The sequence below is a fragment of the Herbaspirillum rhizosphaerae genome (genome assembly GCF_046025915.1).
In the GTDB taxonomy this organism is placed as follows: Bacteria; Pseudomonadota; Gammaproteobacteria; order Burkholderiales; family Burkholderiaceae_D; genus Herbaspirillum; species Herbaspirillum rhizosphaerae_A.
Window position 1 is genome coordinate 1 of sequence record NZ_JAQQFR010000014.1, and the last position, 15,822, is coordinate 15,822.

Annotated in this window: 22 protein-coding genes; 3 read left to right on the forward strand and 19 right to left on the reverse strand. The window is 47.2% G+C overall.

Annotation, left to right across the window (positions count from 1 at the left end):
* Positions 1-258: 258 nt before the first annotated feature.
* The 14 genes from PQR63_RS19360 to PQR63_RS19425 all read right to left on the reverse strand — a co-directional run bounded on the left by PQR63_RS19360 (position 259) and on the right by PQR63_RS19425 (position 8,427).
* Positions 259-570, reverse strand: coding sequence for a hypothetical protein (locus tag PQR63_RS19360; RefSeq protein WP_408169589.1), 312 nt, complete (start codon positions 568-570; stop codon positions 259-261).
* A gap of 134 nt (positions 571-704) precedes the next feature.
* Entirely contained in the window at positions 705-1,241 is a 537-nt protein-coding gene (locus PQR63_RS19365) for a hypothetical protein (RefSeq protein WP_408169590.1), read from the reverse strand.
* 201 nt (positions 1,242-1,442) lie between these two features.
* On the reverse strand, positions 1,443-1,730 hold the full coding sequence (locus PQR63_RS19370; RefSeq protein ID WP_408169591.1) for a hypothetical protein: 288 nt from the start codon (positions 1,728-1,730) through the stop codon (positions 1,443-1,445).
* Positions 1,731-1,746: 16 nt separating this feature from the next.
* Positions 1,747-2,169 (reverse strand): hypothetical protein, encoded by a 423-nt coding sequence (locus PQR63_RS19375; protein ID WP_408169592.1) that lies wholly within the window; start codon positions 2,167-2,169, stop codon positions 1,747-1,749.
* Between the two features lie 113 nt (positions 2,170-2,282).
* Positions 2,283-2,579, reverse strand: coding sequence for a hypothetical protein (locus PQR63_RS19380; RefSeq protein ID WP_408169593.1), 297 nt, complete (start codon positions 2,577-2,579; stop codon positions 2,283-2,285).
* A 1,258-nt stretch (positions 2,580-3,837) separates the two neighbouring features.
* On the reverse strand, positions 3,838-4,146 hold the full coding sequence (locus PQR63_RS19385) for a hypothetical protein (protein WP_408169594.1): 309 nt from the start codon (positions 4,144-4,146) through the stop codon (positions 3,838-3,840).
* A 75-nt stretch (positions 4,147-4,221) separates the two neighbouring features.
* Entirely contained in the window at positions 4,222-4,671 is a 450-nt protein-coding gene (locus PQR63_RS19390) for a hypothetical protein (RefSeq protein WP_083458103.1), read from the reverse strand.
* 69 nt (positions 4,672-4,740) lie between these two features.
* Complete coding sequence (locus PQR63_RS19395) at positions 4,741-5,262, reverse strand: hypothetical protein (RefSeq protein ID WP_408169595.1); 522 nt, start codon at positions 5,260-5,262, stop codon at positions 4,741-4,743.
* Positions 5,263-5,319: 57 nt separating this feature from the next.
* A complete protein-coding gene (locus PQR63_RS19400; RefSeq protein ID WP_408169596.1) occupies positions 5,320-5,805 on the reverse strand; it encodes a hypothetical protein in 486 nt (161 codons plus the stop codon).
* A 328-nt stretch (positions 5,806-6,133) separates the two neighbouring features.
* Positions 6,134-6,844 carry a hypothetical protein gene (locus PQR63_RS19405; RefSeq protein WP_408169597.1) on the reverse strand — a complete coding sequence of 237 codons (711 nt, stop codon included), beginning with the start codon at positions 6,842-6,844 and terminating at the stop codon, positions 6,134-6,136.
* A 95-nt stretch (positions 6,845-6,939) separates the two neighbouring features.
* A complete protein-coding gene (locus PQR63_RS19410; protein ID WP_408169598.1) occupies positions 6,940-7,290 on the reverse strand; it encodes an immunity protein Imm33 domain-containing protein in 351 nt (116 codons plus the stop codon).
* Positions 7,291-7,357: 67 nt separating this feature from the next.
* Positions 7,358-7,681, reverse strand: a complete 324-nt coding sequence (locus tag PQR63_RS19415; protein WP_408169599.1) for a hypothetical protein — start codon at positions 7,679-7,681, stop codon at positions 7,358-7,360.
* 57 nt (positions 7,682-7,738) lie between these two features.
* Positions 7,739-8,035, reverse strand: a complete 297-nt coding sequence (locus PQR63_RS19420) for a hypothetical protein (RefSeq protein WP_408169600.1) — start codon at positions 8,033-8,035, stop codon at positions 7,739-7,741.
* 125 nt (positions 8,036-8,160) lie between these two features.
* Entirely contained in the window at positions 8,161-8,427 is a 267-nt protein-coding gene (locus PQR63_RS19425; RefSeq protein WP_408169601.1) for a hypothetical protein, read from the reverse strand.
* A gap of 43 nt (positions 8,428-8,470) precedes the next feature.
* On the opposite strand from PQR63_RS19425, the gene PQR63_RS19430 reads away from it, so the two are divergent.
* Both PQR63_RS19430 and PQR63_RS19435 read left to right on the forward strand, forming a co-directional pair.
* A complete protein-coding gene (locus PQR63_RS19430) occupies positions 8,471-8,935 on the forward strand; it encodes a hypothetical protein (protein ID WP_408169602.1) in 465 nt (154 codons plus the stop codon).
* A gap of 278 nt (positions 8,936-9,213) precedes the next feature.
* Complete coding sequence (locus PQR63_RS19435; protein WP_408169603.1) at positions 9,214-9,402, forward strand: DUF1289 domain-containing protein; 189 nt, start codon at positions 9,214-9,216, stop codon at positions 9,400-9,402.
* A gap of 630 nt (positions 9,403-10,032) precedes the next feature.
* Here the strand turns inward: PQR63_RS19435 and PQR63_RS19440 are convergent.
* From PQR63_RS19440 to PQR63_RS19455, 4 genes are all read right to left on the reverse strand, one after another.
* Positions 10,033-10,230, reverse strand: a complete 198-nt coding sequence (locus tag PQR63_RS19440; protein WP_094564099.1) for a hypothetical protein — start codon at positions 10,228-10,230, stop codon at positions 10,033-10,035.
* A gap of 366 nt (positions 10,231-10,596) precedes the next feature.
* On the reverse strand, positions 10,597-10,824 hold the full coding sequence (locus tag PQR63_RS19445) for a hypothetical protein (RefSeq protein ID WP_408169604.1): 228 nt from the start codon (positions 10,822-10,824) through the stop codon (positions 10,597-10,599).
* 1,117 nt (positions 10,825-11,941) lie between these two features.
* The gene (locus PQR63_RS19450) at positions 11,942-12,706 is read right to left on the reverse strand and encodes a sortase family protein (protein ID WP_408169605.1); all 765 of its coding nucleotides are present in this window, start codon (positions 12,704-12,706) and stop codon (positions 11,942-11,944) included.
* Between the two features lie 66 nt (positions 12,707-12,772).
* Positions 12,773-13,261 (reverse strand): hypothetical protein, encoded by a 489-nt coding sequence (locus tag PQR63_RS19455; RefSeq protein WP_408169606.1) that lies wholly within the window; start codon positions 13,259-13,261, stop codon positions 12,773-12,775.
* 757 nt (positions 13,262-14,018) lie between these two features.
* Between PQR63_RS19455 and PQR63_RS19460 the strand changes: the two genes are divergently transcribed.
* Positions 14,019-14,648, forward strand: coding sequence for a hypothetical protein (locus PQR63_RS19460; RefSeq protein WP_408169607.1), 630 nt, complete (start codon positions 14,019-14,021; stop codon positions 14,646-14,648).
* 99 nt (positions 14,649-14,747) lie between these two features.
* Here the strand turns inward: PQR63_RS19460 and PQR63_RS19465 are convergent, their stop codons facing one another.
* Positions 14,748-15,818 carry a 5-methylcytosine restriction system specificity protein McrC gene (locus PQR63_RS19465; RefSeq protein ID WP_408169608.1) on the reverse strand — a complete coding sequence of 357 codons (1,071 nt, stop codon included), beginning with the start codon at positions 15,816-15,818 and terminating at the stop codon, positions 14,748-14,750.
* Positions 15,819-15,822: the final 4 nt, after the last annotated feature.

The following is a 15,822-nucleotide window of genomic DNA, read 5'->3' on the forward strand; positions in this document are numbered from 1 at the left end:
AAGCGGTAACCCAGCAAGAGCTGGTCTCCCGGAGCCATGTCCAATCGAAATGGCAAGCACCACGCCAATCGTTCCCAGCCCCCCCAAATATGCGATAAGAGCTCGCTTTATGATGTTTTTTAGCTTGACTTGCATTTTCTTTTTTTGATGATGAGGCCTTGGGTAAGCATAAATCAGAAATTCGTAGTGCCTCTATTTTTTAACGGTCGACCAGTTCTCCAGCGTCTCCTTCTGGCCGATTACGGACTTGGAAATAAACTAGGTCGTTTCGTGTATCTGGATATCAAAGCCTGCATCTTTTGCGACCATCGGCCAATTTGACTCCGCAAGACCACCCTTCACTAAAATATCTCGCCAATCAATTTCTGCACTGGCAACACCGACCAATAGTCTTTCAAGGTCCGACTTAGATGATATAAAAATCGCCACCTGAACGCGTGCACGGGTCGTCGTCCACTCCTTGTCGGGAGGCGGCGTTGTCATACCAGACAATGCAGAAATAGCTACCTCGGCTTCTTGAGCTGGGAATGTAACCTTAATCTTCTCTTCAACTGGCGGAAAGATTCTCATCTTGGAGTCAAATTAATGTAATTGTGATTCACGTCTTTATCATCGCATGCTGCTTCCGCAAAAAACGCTCTTTCAGAAACGACCGCTTCTAGCCGATTGCGGACGTCGGCTACCGTCAAGTCCGCTTACGACAATCATTGAATTAATACGTATCCGCCATGTGTTTTGCATTCGCGAATAATCCGTTGTAGAGCGAGTTTCAAATCTTCGTTATCAATATTTTTATGTTGAATATGCTCTAGTGAGATTTCTTGCTCAAAACGTAGCAATGACTCTCCCCCAAATTTGGCCCCAGGCTTTAGTTCAGCCTTAATCCACGCTGAGCTGCAGGAACTAAGCAATGAAGCCCATGCTATCTCGTCACCCAAAACCCAGCTATCTTTCTCTAGGCCATTCTGGTCGAAATGGCTGACGCTCACGCTGAAAGACTTGCAGTCATGATACTCAACCTTCCCTCCGAATTTGACAATACTTTGGAGAAGTTCGTTTTCGATGTCGGTATTAGGTGGCGCGACGAGCTTGAACGTTTTCTTTCCCTCGATAGCAAAAAATAGGGCAAGCCTAATTTCATAAGTGTTTTGGACAATCGGAGATACTTTGCAGAGGACGAATTCTTGACTCGTTACATAGGTCGGCAAAATACCGCGAGGATTTTGAGATTGGGGTGGCATCGATTGGGGCAATTTATGTAGTTAGCATCGGGGATAATAGGACCAGAAATGCTTGTACTAGATTAATGGGCATTGAGGTATAAAAACGTCTTGTCGGCGCAATTCCGATAGCGCGCTCCTGGCCGATTGCGGATGTTCAAACCACCTAACTAGATGCTCCAGGAGAAGACTGTAATCTAGTGTCGAATTTTAGTTCGTCACCTACTCGCCATCTGCCCGCTCTGAAAAAAAACTTTTGTAGGCATCGGGAAAAACTGTAGCACACCATTTATAGAATTCTGATTTCTCTTGAATGACGATATACGTTGTTCCATCAAAAACTCGGAGACCGCGTCCTTCCTTATTTAGTTTTTCCAAAATACGAAGCCTTTTCTCGAGCCATTGCATGGGTGTGGCTGTTCCATAAATCTCAGCGTCCCTAAACTCTTTCAGAGAATCTATCGAGACATAGCCATTCGCTATTTCGGAATCCAATTCTCTATTATTCAATTGAATTTCGCCTTATTTATTCTGGGACATTGAGTGGAAATACCCGCAAGATGTTTAAGAGAGAGAAATGATTATTTCCTCGATGAGTCCAAAATATTTTCTCATCTGCGCCGACTTTAATATACTCGGCGGATTGTTTCACTTCATTCGGCGGCAGATTTATATCGTTGACCGTAGACATTTCTCCGAGCATATCGAGGTTAACGGCGGATATCCTGGCCGCAATTTCCCCAACTAGAAACTGACTTGTCACCAGCGTCCAAGTGTCATCATTCAGCCAAAAAATGATAAGTGGCGCTCCATATCCGGCGGCCTTCTTCAAAATATGTTCCGCGGCTTGCTCATTCGACAGGGAGAAATTTCGCCATAGGCAAGAGTCAAGATGATGTTTCGCTGCTCGCCATAGAATCCGGTCTTCATACCAATCCGATTTCTTCATTTTCTATACCTTGGAAGTGACCTACCCGCCACCTTTACGGACGAATTCTTTATCGGCAGCGCCGTAAAATAATGGATGACGGCTTCTGGCCGGTTGCGGATATCCATCTTAAGTTAATCGTACTGTCGAATGATGACAACGCATTCAGCCAAGAGTTTTACGCGAAAGCGCTCTTCCACTGACGCTAATTTCAAATCTGTTTTAAGCATTGCTTCTGCGTCCCACCAAAGGCGTGCACTTCCTACGGGAATATCTTTTGGTACAGCTTTCGTAAATTCCGAAAATATCTTGTGCTTAGTATCGAACTCACTACCAAGGGTTCGGAGCACGTTCTCAATGCGGCTAGCCCCAACAAAAAGTCCGACCTGTAATGTCAAGAGCGCCTTGGCCGCACTGACCAATTTTCGCACTCGTGCAGCTCGCTGTTCAGGGGTCATAGGTAGCAATAAAATTTATATGTCCGTTGTGGCCGATTGCGGAAGCAACGCGACAATCTAATTGTAATTTGGCCAAGCAAGCTGTACGGCACAAATACAGGATGTGATGAGTGTTGCGGAGCTCGCTGGAAAATTCATGGGATTTTTGCGTAGCCTCGCCAGTACCACTCCAAGCTCGCCAAGACATTCCATCCCTGTGGCAGCAGCTGTCATTGCGTCATGAACTTGGTGGGCTTCGTCCTCTCGCCCAAGTCGTGAGAGCTCTTCTGCGAGTTTGCGAAAGCAATCATATCCGTCGTTAGAGGCCATATTAGTCTGCGAAAATTTGGATTTAAGTAGTTTGATGAAGAGTCTGCTTCTTGACGGTAGCCGAAGTAAATTGCACTTGCTAATAACTCAACCGATTTTAGATTGAGGTCTTATACCATCGTCGTCAATTCGACAACACCATTTGACGTGGCTACTCCAGCCATCAGCTACGTTTCTGGTTACCTCGCCGTGAGCAATCAACTTATCAGCATGTCCATTGTCATCGACATCGTCCATGTAAACAGTGATGACCATACCCTCGGATAGCTCGACTGCCCTACCAGAAGAGTCCACCTTCGTGTCATGCTGAGATAGAAGTACAGTAGTGGCATCTACCATCTCATTAAAATCGACATAAAAAATCGGATGAAGCATACCTATCCTATTGTTAAACCATGGTTGCTCGAGATGTCTGCGTCTGGCCGATTGGAGACATCCTAGCTCTGCGAGGGCCAAATACCTATCAACCTCGTCGCAGTAATGTTGTCAGGCATAGCATCGTGATTGCCAGCTCCGTAAGTTACGTCGACTCGACATAGATTGCCACGCACATCCGCGAACAGAAGAATGTCTATTTCTTCCGATAGATTGGATTCAAACGCAAGCTCGCAAAATAGGCCAGAATCTGATTGTAGAGGCGCAACGATTGCTCCATCTGGAACAAGAAAGTCAAAACCGTTACACCCACAGTCACAAAGCGACGTCACAGCTCCGGCTGCGACCTGCTCAAAAAAAACACTACGAAGTGGCAACGCTTGGTCTTGTAATAGGCGAAGCCACTTCAGAGCTGTATCTTGGCTGTTAGGCATTCTCTTATCTTCTAATTTTAGAGCGATTTAATTTTTCGAAAAATCCGCTCTTGGCCGATAGCCGGCGTCCACCGGTTGAAACCGCCGCCGATTACAGACATTCTGCGACTCTCTTATTCGCACTCAAGTAAGCCCCAGAGATTCGATATGATTTGATTCAACTCCGCGTTAAGCGTATCTGTCGTAGTTTGATTTGTTGTCCAAATCATGAAATCCGCCAACGTCCCAGCGCCTCCAAGCATTCCTTTAAAAGTAGCTCTGGCCCGCTCAATGCGCTGAACCTCATCTGTTTCGATTACGGTCAGTTGCGTCAACATGTTGTCTATGCCTGGAAGATATACATGTCCGCGATTCTCTAGCAGGAGAATTTTGAGGCGAGCAAGCAAAGCGCCGCTAGCTGAAATACGACTCTTGATATTCATATTTTTCTTTTTCTCAACATTTGCTCTAAGACAGTGGCTGCTTCTGCCCAGTTGCGGGCATCTGGCGCGTTATCTCTATTTTGGTTTATCCCAATTGAAGCTGAAGCCAGTCGCATTGCGAATTGCATAGACACCTTCGTACTGAAATGAGAGTACGAATTGCATTGGAGACAGGTCCGCTAAGGTACTTAAGAAAATCCGGATTTCCTCTACGAATTCGTCAAATCCGCTATTCAGAGGGCGAAAGACCATTACATATCGCACTTTGAAATCACAGCCATGCCGCCCTTCAGCAGTGATATTCCCAATACTTGCTTGTTTGTGAAGATGGAAAGACGTTCTCGACTTCAAAAACCAACCATCAAATTGCTCTTCCGTTTTATAAAAATTAGACAAAAATCCTTTTTTTGGGGGACGCGAAAATGAATTGGTCAATTCCCCGACTACAGCAGCCTTTGCCGCCTTTTCCAAGGCTGCCCAATCTGGCGAGTCACCTTCAATCTCAAGATTCATGTCCAGAGACATAATATGTATCTTCCGTAGCTTATGGACTGGTTTATCAACGACTGCTGCCGCCGCCGATTGCAGACGTTATCAGCGATATTGTTCCGACCAACCAAGACGTTGTTCGACCCACTCATCCACTTCAGATGAATCTACAGTCGAAAGTAGTGCCCCCAACTTAATCTCTCCCTTTGCCAGCGCGAGAACCCCAAGAATAGCCTGCACGGTAAGTGCCTCACAATTCCGTGCCAAATCTGCGGCGGCAATCTCCATCACTTGGTGCCAGGCGTCCTGATAACTCTCCATCAGCCAGTCCGGAACTGAGGGATTCCCCTTGCGGTGACGCTCAGTTTCGATAGTGGCAATAAGACCGTAGAAATTCCAATCTCTACGTACTAATGTCGCAGCAATGGCCACCAACTGTGGTACCGCTGCGTAAGAGGCAATACCAACGTCGCCCTGGTGATGAAGCTCATTCCAGAGTTCATCCCAAACATCCACGCCGTCGCGCAAAGAACGTAGCGCAAACGACGCATCGTACGGAGAGCGATAACCTCCTTCAAATTCTTTCCACTTGGCGTCATCTAGGCTTAGCAATTTCTGAGTGTCCATTTTGTTGTCAAACTATCTCGCAGTCTGCTCTTGGCCGGTTTGCGACTATCACCGAGTTCATTTTTTCAACTCCCAAGAAGCTCCGAGCAAGGAATTGAGTGTCGCGGCGACGTCGGTTTCAAACGCACCTGCCTTTCCCACGTCGTAGGCTTGTCTCCACGTGTCATAGCCTTCTTTAAAATCCGGCACCGTCGATGACTTGCGTATTAGCTTCGTGACGCTTCGCTGTACAGCCGCACTCCGAAACGGTAAATGGGGTATGTCCGTGACGATATTTCCCTTTATTGGATTACGCATTCGAATCCCATCTATTCTGACGTGAACCACTTGTCCAAGGTCTTTGTACTGTTCAATTTTGAGCACCGTAACCGTTGACTCACTTTCACCGGGCCGCGTCTTGTATGCCCACACTTGGCCCTCCTGCAGGTTGGACGCATTCGCGAACGCAAGAGAAGACAATGTAAGGAGTACGAGTGTAATGAGGTGGCGCATGGATGGCTGAGCATTTTTATCGATTTGGTTAAGGATGTCGTCTATATTCATTCTTAAAATGTGAATGACCGTTACTGGCCGGAAGCAGACCTTAATCTTTCCCGAATCCTGAACGGACGTTTCTCCATATGAGCTCTGAAAATCGAAAATGATTGCAAAAATTGCTTTAACTGAAGCCTCAATTTTGCAGCCGCTTCTCTATTGCTTTGACTCTTGCCGCTCTTCTCGCTTCAGCGCCCGAACTTCCTTGAACAACTGGTATGTGATTCCCGCAAAAATGGTTAGCCTGTGTCATAGAAGCGATATGTTGCATCCTCGGATGTTTCGCTAATTTTATTGATTATGATGTGAAATGCCATAGCTAAAATTTGTGCGCAATTTAACTGGTGCTTCTGGCCGATTGCGGACTTTTCGAGTCCTTATCTTTTTGCGGTGAAGTGACGGAATCCGGATTTAATTTTTTGAAGCGGATTGTATAGAAATACTCCGCCGTTCCTGTGGGTATTCCCAAAAGTGCGTTCATATGTACTTGGGATATTTGCTCACGGATTAAATTTCCATCTTCGTCTTTGTATATCTGATACATCCCGCTGGAATCGTTTTTTCCCCATTCTGAACTACCCGAATTTTGACTGCGTCCTCCGCCAATCAGACGATTGTTCATGCAAACAAATTTAGACTTGTCTGTCAGGTCAGTATGATATTCGCCAGCAAGGCCGTCGTCGTAAAACACACTCAATAAATAGACTCGCTCGCTTATTTGCGTAATTTTCCCATAGCGCGGACGTTCTTGAAAACGAGTACCTTCCTTCGTCCGATAGCCCCGAATCATTTTTGTCCACTCGGTCGCGTATCCAGAAATTGGGAGTACAGAGTCAAGTCCATGGGTTCTTCCATATATTTTTTCGTTCTGGTCGCCTTTTAGAAGCGAGGCAATGAACTCATACTCACCACTTAAATCCGGGCACGGAGAATTCGAATTAGCTAGCGGGTCAACTCCGGAGGCCGGAGAGCCAGGATAAATCTCCCGGTCGTGCACACAACCTGTCAATCCAACCGCCACCAATATTAGAAACAATAAATTCTTCATTTTGTATTTATGCGCTAAATGAATACTAAGGAAGGAACGAGTAATGTGGAATCAAATTAGGGTCGTCAACATCAGCTTCTGGCCGATTTCGGTCACTACGTGTCATCGGATATGTTTTTAATTAATTTTTCGTCAAACCAAACATCCTCATAGGAGTCTGACCCAAGCAAAACTCTCCATCCCGGTGGCAGCGCCAGATACGGGATAATCTTGGTGCAATAACTCGCTACGTGGGAAACATGAAGTGCTTGATAGAAATTTGCATCTTCAGAATTCTCACCGCCGTGAATGTACCAACCACAATCCCCGTTATCAGGCTGGAGTCGAACTGCGTGAAGTGGCAACCTGTCCAACGTCTCCAAGGCAATACCCATCTTCTCGTCTATTTCTGGCGGCATGTACTGCGCATCAAATCGTTGGCAAGTTTTTTGTTGGTCGTCGTGCATAGTGAAGGCTCAATTTATTTTTAGTATCAAAGGCAGCTACTGGCCGACAGAAGGCATGCGCTGTGCGTCAGGCAAGCTTTGGCGGCTTTTGTAAAATCACGCCACCAGCAACTTCCTGAAGGTAGGCGGCAGCGCGCTTTGTGATTTCCTCATCGGGAGAGCGAATCTCTAAGACAAGAGGCGTAACCGATACTGAGTCAACATGAACTTGGTCCCGTTCGTTCCCGCTGCGAAGAATAAGTGAGACCTCAGTCCACTGGGTATCGTCCGGATGACTACTGTTACCATCCGAATCTATGTTCGCAGCTTTTCCCCAAAGATAATCAGCGATTTTGTAGTATGCCGGCCTATCGCCTGGGCTTTCCAGATAGAGAACAAAATCGTCATGCACGGCGTAGTTCCTCTCTAATTATGAGCGTTGCGATAGTCCGCTACTGGCGGATTGGGGTCAACGCCAATCGTAAGTAAATTTCCACGTGATTGCATCAACGGCGTTTGCATCAAGTTCAGGAAATTTCGCTAATAGCACCTCTCGAAAGAGCTTACTGCCTTCGAGAATATCGTGGCTCGTCCAGTCAATCGAAATATGCTCGGTCACTTTAAGCAGTTCTTTTATTTCCAGAACCAAACGATGTCCCTCTATATTTCCGAATGCCTGGAGGACGTTGTCGGCATCGGCCGAGGGAAACGGTTTGGTACCAAAACCTAGATAAATTCCTATCGCGCTGCTTAGGGATGACATCATAAGACTTTATACATTTGAAATAATCAGGATGACCACTCCTGGCCGATTGAGTGCATTCATCTGTTACATGAAAATTGGCAGGTGCGAGACAACCTTCCGCATGAGTCTCTCTGCTTAAGATTTTTTTATTCTCTATTTATCGGTGGAACGCCGGCTGATGTCTGTGCCAACAGCACCCGCTGATATCGTAGTAACTCTTGAGATATCAGTAGCATGACATTTTCTACATTCCCGTTGGGAACTGGTAAATGAGCGACATTACTCGTCATTTTCTGAATTAGGCCAAGCGCACCCGAGGCCTTGGATGCATCCAGTTGCGCGCACACTGCCATTAAAACAATGTCCATCGAGTGCATTTTTGCAAACAAATACTCTATTTCTTTTTCTTTCATGTTGTAACCTATCCTTAAAAATTCAACAATTTGCGAGGGCAATATGGAATGTGTATTAGTAGATATGCAGAAATATACCGCGTTAAAGGGCATGGTCGACCAGTCGGCAAAGGCATACGCAGCCGCTACTTCGCTCATTGACGCACTCAACCACACATTTGCAGGCACCAATTCAGCTTTAGGGGCTGGAGCGCTGAAAATTGCTCCCATTGCCCTGGAGTCATTTGAATTTTCAGTTACAAGCGGAGTGACACAGGGAAGACTGACCTACGATGCGGAAATAATTGAAGGTGCATATGTAGGCGCTCTCACATTGTGGAAGAGAAGTTTTAATGCCGAAGGCGCTCGAATTTGGACGAAAGCATGGAAAGTGTATCTGCCAGCAAACGACTCTCCGTATTACTTTGATGGTCGACAACGACAGGCACTAGAGATTATTGGACCACGAGGCGACAGGACAATAGTTACAATCGGCACCACGTTCATCGTGCGATTGATGGAAGAGTAATGCTTCCCTAAAGCGAGATATCGAGGGATAGTCAAAGGACAGTTCAAGCTATTCAAAAGGATGCTTGACTTTGTCCTGCCCGGAACCGTCGTCATCAGCGCTTCCTTCCAGTACCCCTAGCCTGTGGCTAACTAGACTTGCGTCCCCCGCCCCAAGGTTCCCTCTGGCGCACGCCGCAATCGCTTAATTTTTTATGCAAACTCTGGAATTACTATTGAAAAACCATCTTCCGCCAGCATGTCTGTCGGCATCTCAATCGAAACATCCAGGAATCGAAGGTGAGTAAAGAAGTTAAAAGCCCTTGTGTCTCACTTTGTTATCTGAAGCACGATGTCTGCACTGGGTGTGGCCGCTCCAAATCTGAAATCAAGGATTGGAAGAGCATGAAACACAAAGAACAGAAGGTGACCGTTGAGCGCGCAGTGATACGGCTGAAGGAAATCCGCAAGAAAGAAGGGAAGCGATAGGCTAGTTGCCGGCGTCACTACCGTTCCACACAAAACCAGTCAACGCTTCATATCCGCGATAGCGACCGATGGCCGGTTCTGCCAATGTCCGCAGAACTCCAGAGCCCGAGGCTCCGACCAGTCATCAACGCATACTGGAAGCAATAGAAAAATTGCTGCGACAGGCCAGCGTATCGAGTGGTATGCGTACGGCGCTCCAGGACGAGAAGTTTGAGCTAGCACTAGATTCCCTCGACCATCTCTACTGGATTGAGCCGTCTAATCGATAAACGGTTGAATTCGAGGTGCTAATGCGTCCAGGTGGTGTAGGTCGGCTTTTAACGGTACAAGCGGGGCCGGATGACCATTCGTAATTATTCCCTCTTTACGGGAACAATTTTATTGTCATTTATTTTCCGTGTACGCGGCACGGCGTTGCAATACTTTGTGCGCGCCACCGAGCCTCGCGGGAAACTGCTCTCAGGGATATTTGTCAAAAAAGCCTGCAGAAGAAGGCTTTTAAACGTTGCCGCCGCTTCCAGGAAATCAGTGACTAGCAGACCGAGAAGATTCAGGAAATTTACGGGCATTCCCGTAGAATTGCCCCCCCCCCGGCAGAGACTGCGCGGGGGTTGAAATTGCATAGAGTATTTACTCGTTGTCGTCCGAGGCCAAGTCGTCCGGAACACGACCTTCAGGGTCACCCGAAACTACAGGGCCATCAATCGACGCAAGTGCATTCCACTCTTCCTCATTGAAAAAGCGCGGTGCGGCTTGCATACGAGCAACAGCGTCCCGCACAACCGCAGTAGCTTGCTGTGGGGCGATTCTTTCCAAAACTGCGGCCATATTTAGCTCCTTTTCAGGGGTTTCTGATAGCATAAGCGATGAATCTTGTCAGTTGCAAGTGTAAAACCATCTCGTTCGTACTGCGAAAACAAGCCTTCAACCGGCTGAAGCAATCGGATATTGAGCACCGAAGCGCCTCGCCGTAAAGGGCTAGCCCTTCCAATAGGATTGGAAGCACCTGCCCGCTGACCGCTGTCACTACATTTCGCATTGCTCGATATTCTCGTTTTTAGTCTGAGAATTCAGGCCAAATCAACGGCAACTTCTGGCCGGAAGCGGACCTTAAAAAACCTAAAAACGGCATATCGCCTAACGAGGCGGCCACCTTAGATAGAGATTGGAATGGAAGCCCATTTACTTTTGCTGTTAAGGTTCTTGCTGCGCTTCTCGCTTTAGCGCCTTGAGTTCTTTGAGCAACTGATAGGTAATCCCTCCAAACACGATAATAAATAACGGCAGAGGGATAAGGAGAGGTTCGAAACCTTTTCCATAGCTCACAGACACTCCAAGATAAAAGAGAACCATCGCTACACCACCGGAGTATGCAATGACTGCTCGTTTAATCAGCTTCCTAAATCTCGTATTCTTGTCCATAAATTGGTCCATTCAGTCTGCGTAACAACATTTCTAAAACGCAGAGTAAATATTAACGCCGTGAGATATTTGTTCTAGCGACCATTTTCGATACAAATACACCAACCCCATTTGCAAGCGCCGCAACTATTGGAGGTGATTTTTCCAAAGATATATTCGACGACTGCTTCTGGCCGATTGCGGACGTCGAACGCCCTATGAACTACGGATTGACATCGCCAGCAACCGCAGAAATTCCTTCCCTCGCTTTTCTTTTAAAATAGAGCGAACAACGAGCAAAGAGAACGCAAGAAAAACAATCAAATTGAACCATGCCATTCCAATTAAAAAATTGTAGATATGGTCCCACTCATCCTCTTTATAAAAGATACGATACAACAACACAAAAACAGAGGCGATATCGCCCGATATCCAAGTCCAAAGAATTCTCCCTACGGAATATCCGTTGTCCCAAGTCTTAGACGTGAATAACTCCAACCAAAACCTCTTCCACGGCGAATGCATTGCTATTCCTTATTTTTTGAAAGAGGCGTTTGAGGGGGCAACAGTTTCAAATGTTTACTAATTTCAGACCTATTTCATTTTTAAAAAGTCTGCTTCTGGCCGGTTGCGGACCTTCGTGCAATGTATGTGCGACGAGTCTTTTCCAACAATGTCTGCAATCGAGATTTAGGCAGCCCGCTTCTGGTCTTCAACAGATGAGTTCTCCCATTTCAACCATGTCATCACCGAGAAGTTCGAAGCCAAGATTCTGTTTAGGGCAGATTTCGTCATTTCCGCGAAAAACATGAATGTCCACGTACTTTGAAATTGATGTCTTATTGTTCGTAAAGACAAAATATTTCACTTCCGTATCGCTCGGGCCAATCGGAGTTACACATGGCACTATACATACATCGAAATGGTCTTCGTACCCCTTAAGTGCTTCGCCAAGCGTTTTCGCGCCCGACTCAAAGGCGAGGTCGGTGTGAGGACAGGGACTACCTGTATACGAATAACGTGAGTTATTGGGACCGAAAATGATAGGCATGACACTTATTTAGGAATTTACAAAAAATTTTCATGGTCGCTTCTAGCCGGAAGCAGCCTAACCTATTTACCGGGTGCCGCCTGCCGTCTATCGATATGCATTTGTGTTGGGCAGTTCAACAACAATGCCACAAGCCGAAGGCAACGCCATCGCCGTCAGTTTCCCGGGGTTGATGCTCCATCGTTCCGCCAATAGTAGAGGAGCTTCTTCGTCAGGCAACGATGTCTCTCCGTTAAACATCTTGGCGGTTGCCTCTTCCAACGACAAGCTATTTAGTTCTGGCAGGCCCAAGGCGACTTCTTCCGCAGTTTGTGTGCCGATATTGGCATAGACGTCGCCATCACCAAACGCAAACATGCGGCTAATCTCGCCAGTTTGCATCCTTGCCCAAGCGACAAAACCGACTCCACGATAACTGCCAAAGAACTGAACGTCGGAAAAACAAGCTCCGAGGCGTGCATACAAGATGTCAAATGCGGAACCGATACCGTCGTGGCGGTCCGCCGTGTGCATCACAGGATAAGGCAGGGACGCTCCGGCCACCATTACCCAACCGTTGACTGGCGGTGTAATGAAGGCAAGGTCCTTTTCATAACCGCCAATACGGGAACTATAAGCAGAGCGAACGCCAGAACTCCAGTTGGCAATTTGGCCGGCTCCCAAATTCAATGCCTTCAGTACAGCTCCAACGTCGGATGTGTTGACTGCAAACCAGTTGATTTTAAGACCAAAGTCTTCAGGCACATCTGGATGCGTATTGAGTTCGAGCGACTTTGCAGGGGCGGGTAGATTGACTGCCTTTTTGGAGGAGAACCCGAAGAGATTGCCTATCAATGTTTTTATATTCGTCATCACATTTCTAAAAAATAACTATATTTCGAAAAATAGCGAAGTCTGCTCCTGGCCGATTTCGGACGGTCAAGTACGAATGTGAGATTGTAATTTTGTGTAGAGTAATTTCATTTTATCGTTTGTACTAACAACCTTTATCTTTACGCCGTGTACCGTCATTGAGACGAGATTACTTGCTTGGAAATGTAGGTCCTTCACATCGGCATAGTAGATTTTTTGCGTTCCGAAAAATACACATAGAAAGAAATCGTCATAGGTCGAGATTCGATAAAAGGGGCCTCCGAGCATCAACCAAGCGGGTCCAAATGCGATAGATGCTCTAAGTGAGAGTTCTGGAGATTTTTCTTTTTCTGCAGCTCTGGGCAACGTCGGAACAAGCCAAAATAAAATAATGAAAGCTACGAGAAGTATACAGAGAGCAAGAGCGGCTTCGTTTCCTTGAATATGACCGGTGTACCGCATTGAGTTTCTCTCCAAATAATTTTTTGGTTGGACGTCCGATTCTGGCCGATTGCAGACTTCCATCATTGTTTTAATTGGCTGCTGGTTACTCACGAGATTGATTCTGCTCTCGTTGAGCCAAGAGAAAATTTCTTTGGACGGGGCTCTTTAGTATAAGTTGGTGCTCTTCAAGAAACTTGGCCAAATGCGGTTCGTTCTCACGGACTCCGACGAGCCTGGCGCGCGCACTATCGAGTGCAATAGACGCCCTGCATGTCGAGCAGACAACGTAAGACTTGGAGAGAAACGGGATAGTCTTAATGGTGAAGAACGACACCCACTCGTTTTCCTTCCAGTGCTCCCACGTGCGCTTGTTTTGGCAACGGTAGCAATGGCAACTGAGTGCAAGACCAATCTTTTTCGTCTCCTTGACCCAACCGAACATGACTAACATCAGTTCTTCCCTTGTAATGGTTCTTAGTTTGTAATGCGCGAGCAGTTTACCAGTGGATATCACACCTACGTAGACTTATGCAGAGACCAAAGACCGAGTTTTTACTTTCCTGCGAACGCTCGCTCCTGGCCGATAGCCGCGTCTAGGCGACAGGCGGGCGGCGGCTGTACAGCTTAGCGAAGTTTTCCGCTCCGTTCGTGTTCCGGGCTGAAGGCATCACCAACATACGGTAGGCAGTGCGACTTAAGTTTGCGCTTGCCTTACCTAATATGCTGCATCCATCCAAAGTAATTTTTTCAACTCACTCTTGCGTGCTGTCGCACGGAACATCATTAAGTCTCTTTTTGCCAAACCAAATCACATCTTATTTGTGGTGTGATTCGCTATACCCAATGTAACCCTCACATTGGAGAAAGCATGGCAACAACACCTATTGCACGCAGCAAGTCTGCGGCCCTGGCCCGTATTTTGGATTGCGTCCCAAAAGGCTACCATCGCTACACTTGTGGCATTGTCGCAGCATCCAAGGCAGTATCTTTAGCGAAGAAGTTTCATCTCCTGTACGGAATCGGCTGCACTCCTGCCCAGCGTCTTACCAGGAAGTCAAAGGAGTATGCGAACACGCTTCTCGTCATGTACTGGCCAGTTGACACTGACGTCGTCGAATGGATGCTCCTATCGACTGATGGGAAGGGAATGGAGAAGGAGAACTTGCGTCATGCCGAAGACAAGCCGCGGCTGCACTTCCTAGGTTACGAGCTGACCCGCCACTCAGTACGAGGCAAAGCTACCTGGACGTGGCGCCGGCCGAAACAACAAATGGAAGAGCTCCATACTCTTCTTGCTTACCAAGCAGTAACCAAAAACTACAGCGCATTGGCGGCAAGTTTAGAGCGCATCGCGCGCCAACCGGGATTCCACGGAGTTCTCAGCCAATCGGCCGAACTGTTCCATGCCGCGCGTCGAACCGGATACACCGAAGCGCCACCAAAGTTGTTCTACATGCAAAAAACCAAGCACGGTGAGCGCATCTCCGTCGCTCCTTAAGGTGGGTGTTCACAAAGACAGCCTCAATGACTCAATCCTTGCTATGCACGGAGCTCTTAAAACGCCGCTAGTCTTCCATTCGGGAAGCCCCCCTAAACCTTAAGCAATCGTATCCCCAATTGCAAGAAGCTGTCTTTCCAACTCTTCAGCCGAGCCCATCAAATCTATTGTTTTGAACCGCATGCGATGCCCTTGTATGTCGATGTATGCATCTAGCGCCTCACCAAGTTGTGGATGCAGCAGCATGCCCTCACTGCGGAGGCCTTGTATTTGCAATTCTGCCTCTTGTGTCCTCAGGTAGGTATATAACTGGTACAAGTAACCGCTGCGAAGCACTTCTTCCCGATACCTTGTGGCTCCAAATATTTGAGTGAACTTGGTATCTATTACCAGTTTGCGCTTCTGGTCTGCATTCACGAGTTCAATGTCGGTTTGCATGCCGGGGAGATGTTCTCTTATAGCATCACAAGCATGGTCTATAGGCCAGCGCAGCTTACGGCCACTTTGAATCTGCCACCCTAAAGGACGCATTTGCATACGTAAAGCATTGGCCACGGCTTTTTCAAAAAGCCTGCGCACCAAATGCACATTGGCATCCTCTGCTAACGCATGTGAGCTTCCCGCTTGCTCGCTAGGAATTAAGGCTTCAAATACCATTTTTGCCAAGCTAACCATCAGGAAATCCTGAGTTTCATTGCGGCTGATTTGGTCGCTGGCAATAGCATCACGTGAAGGTTTCTGAGTTGACACTCCAAATCGTGCTAACGACTGCGAAAGCGTACGACACTCATGCGCGACTGCTGGGTCTGGCACCATTTTCGCCAAATAGTCGAGCGCCGCACGCACCAGCCGATTCCGTGGCGTATCCATGGTGTGCTCCTCAAAACGGCAGGCCACACGCCCTCGCTCAAGTAATTGTCCCGTGACCGTTCCCAGCACATCAATTCGCCCACGAACCCGCGAGAGTACAGCTTGTTTAGCTTGGTAACCGCGACTTAAGTTACACCTCAGGCGCTTCTGCACCACCCAAACTAATAGTCGAGCTACCAATTCTGGCAAATTCCTCGCCGACTCAAGTTGCACATTCAGCAAATCTTTAAAGCGCGCCAAATCTGCCGCATACAAAAACAACAGCCAAATGTTACGCAATGGAATGGGCGCTGCTGCCATGTAC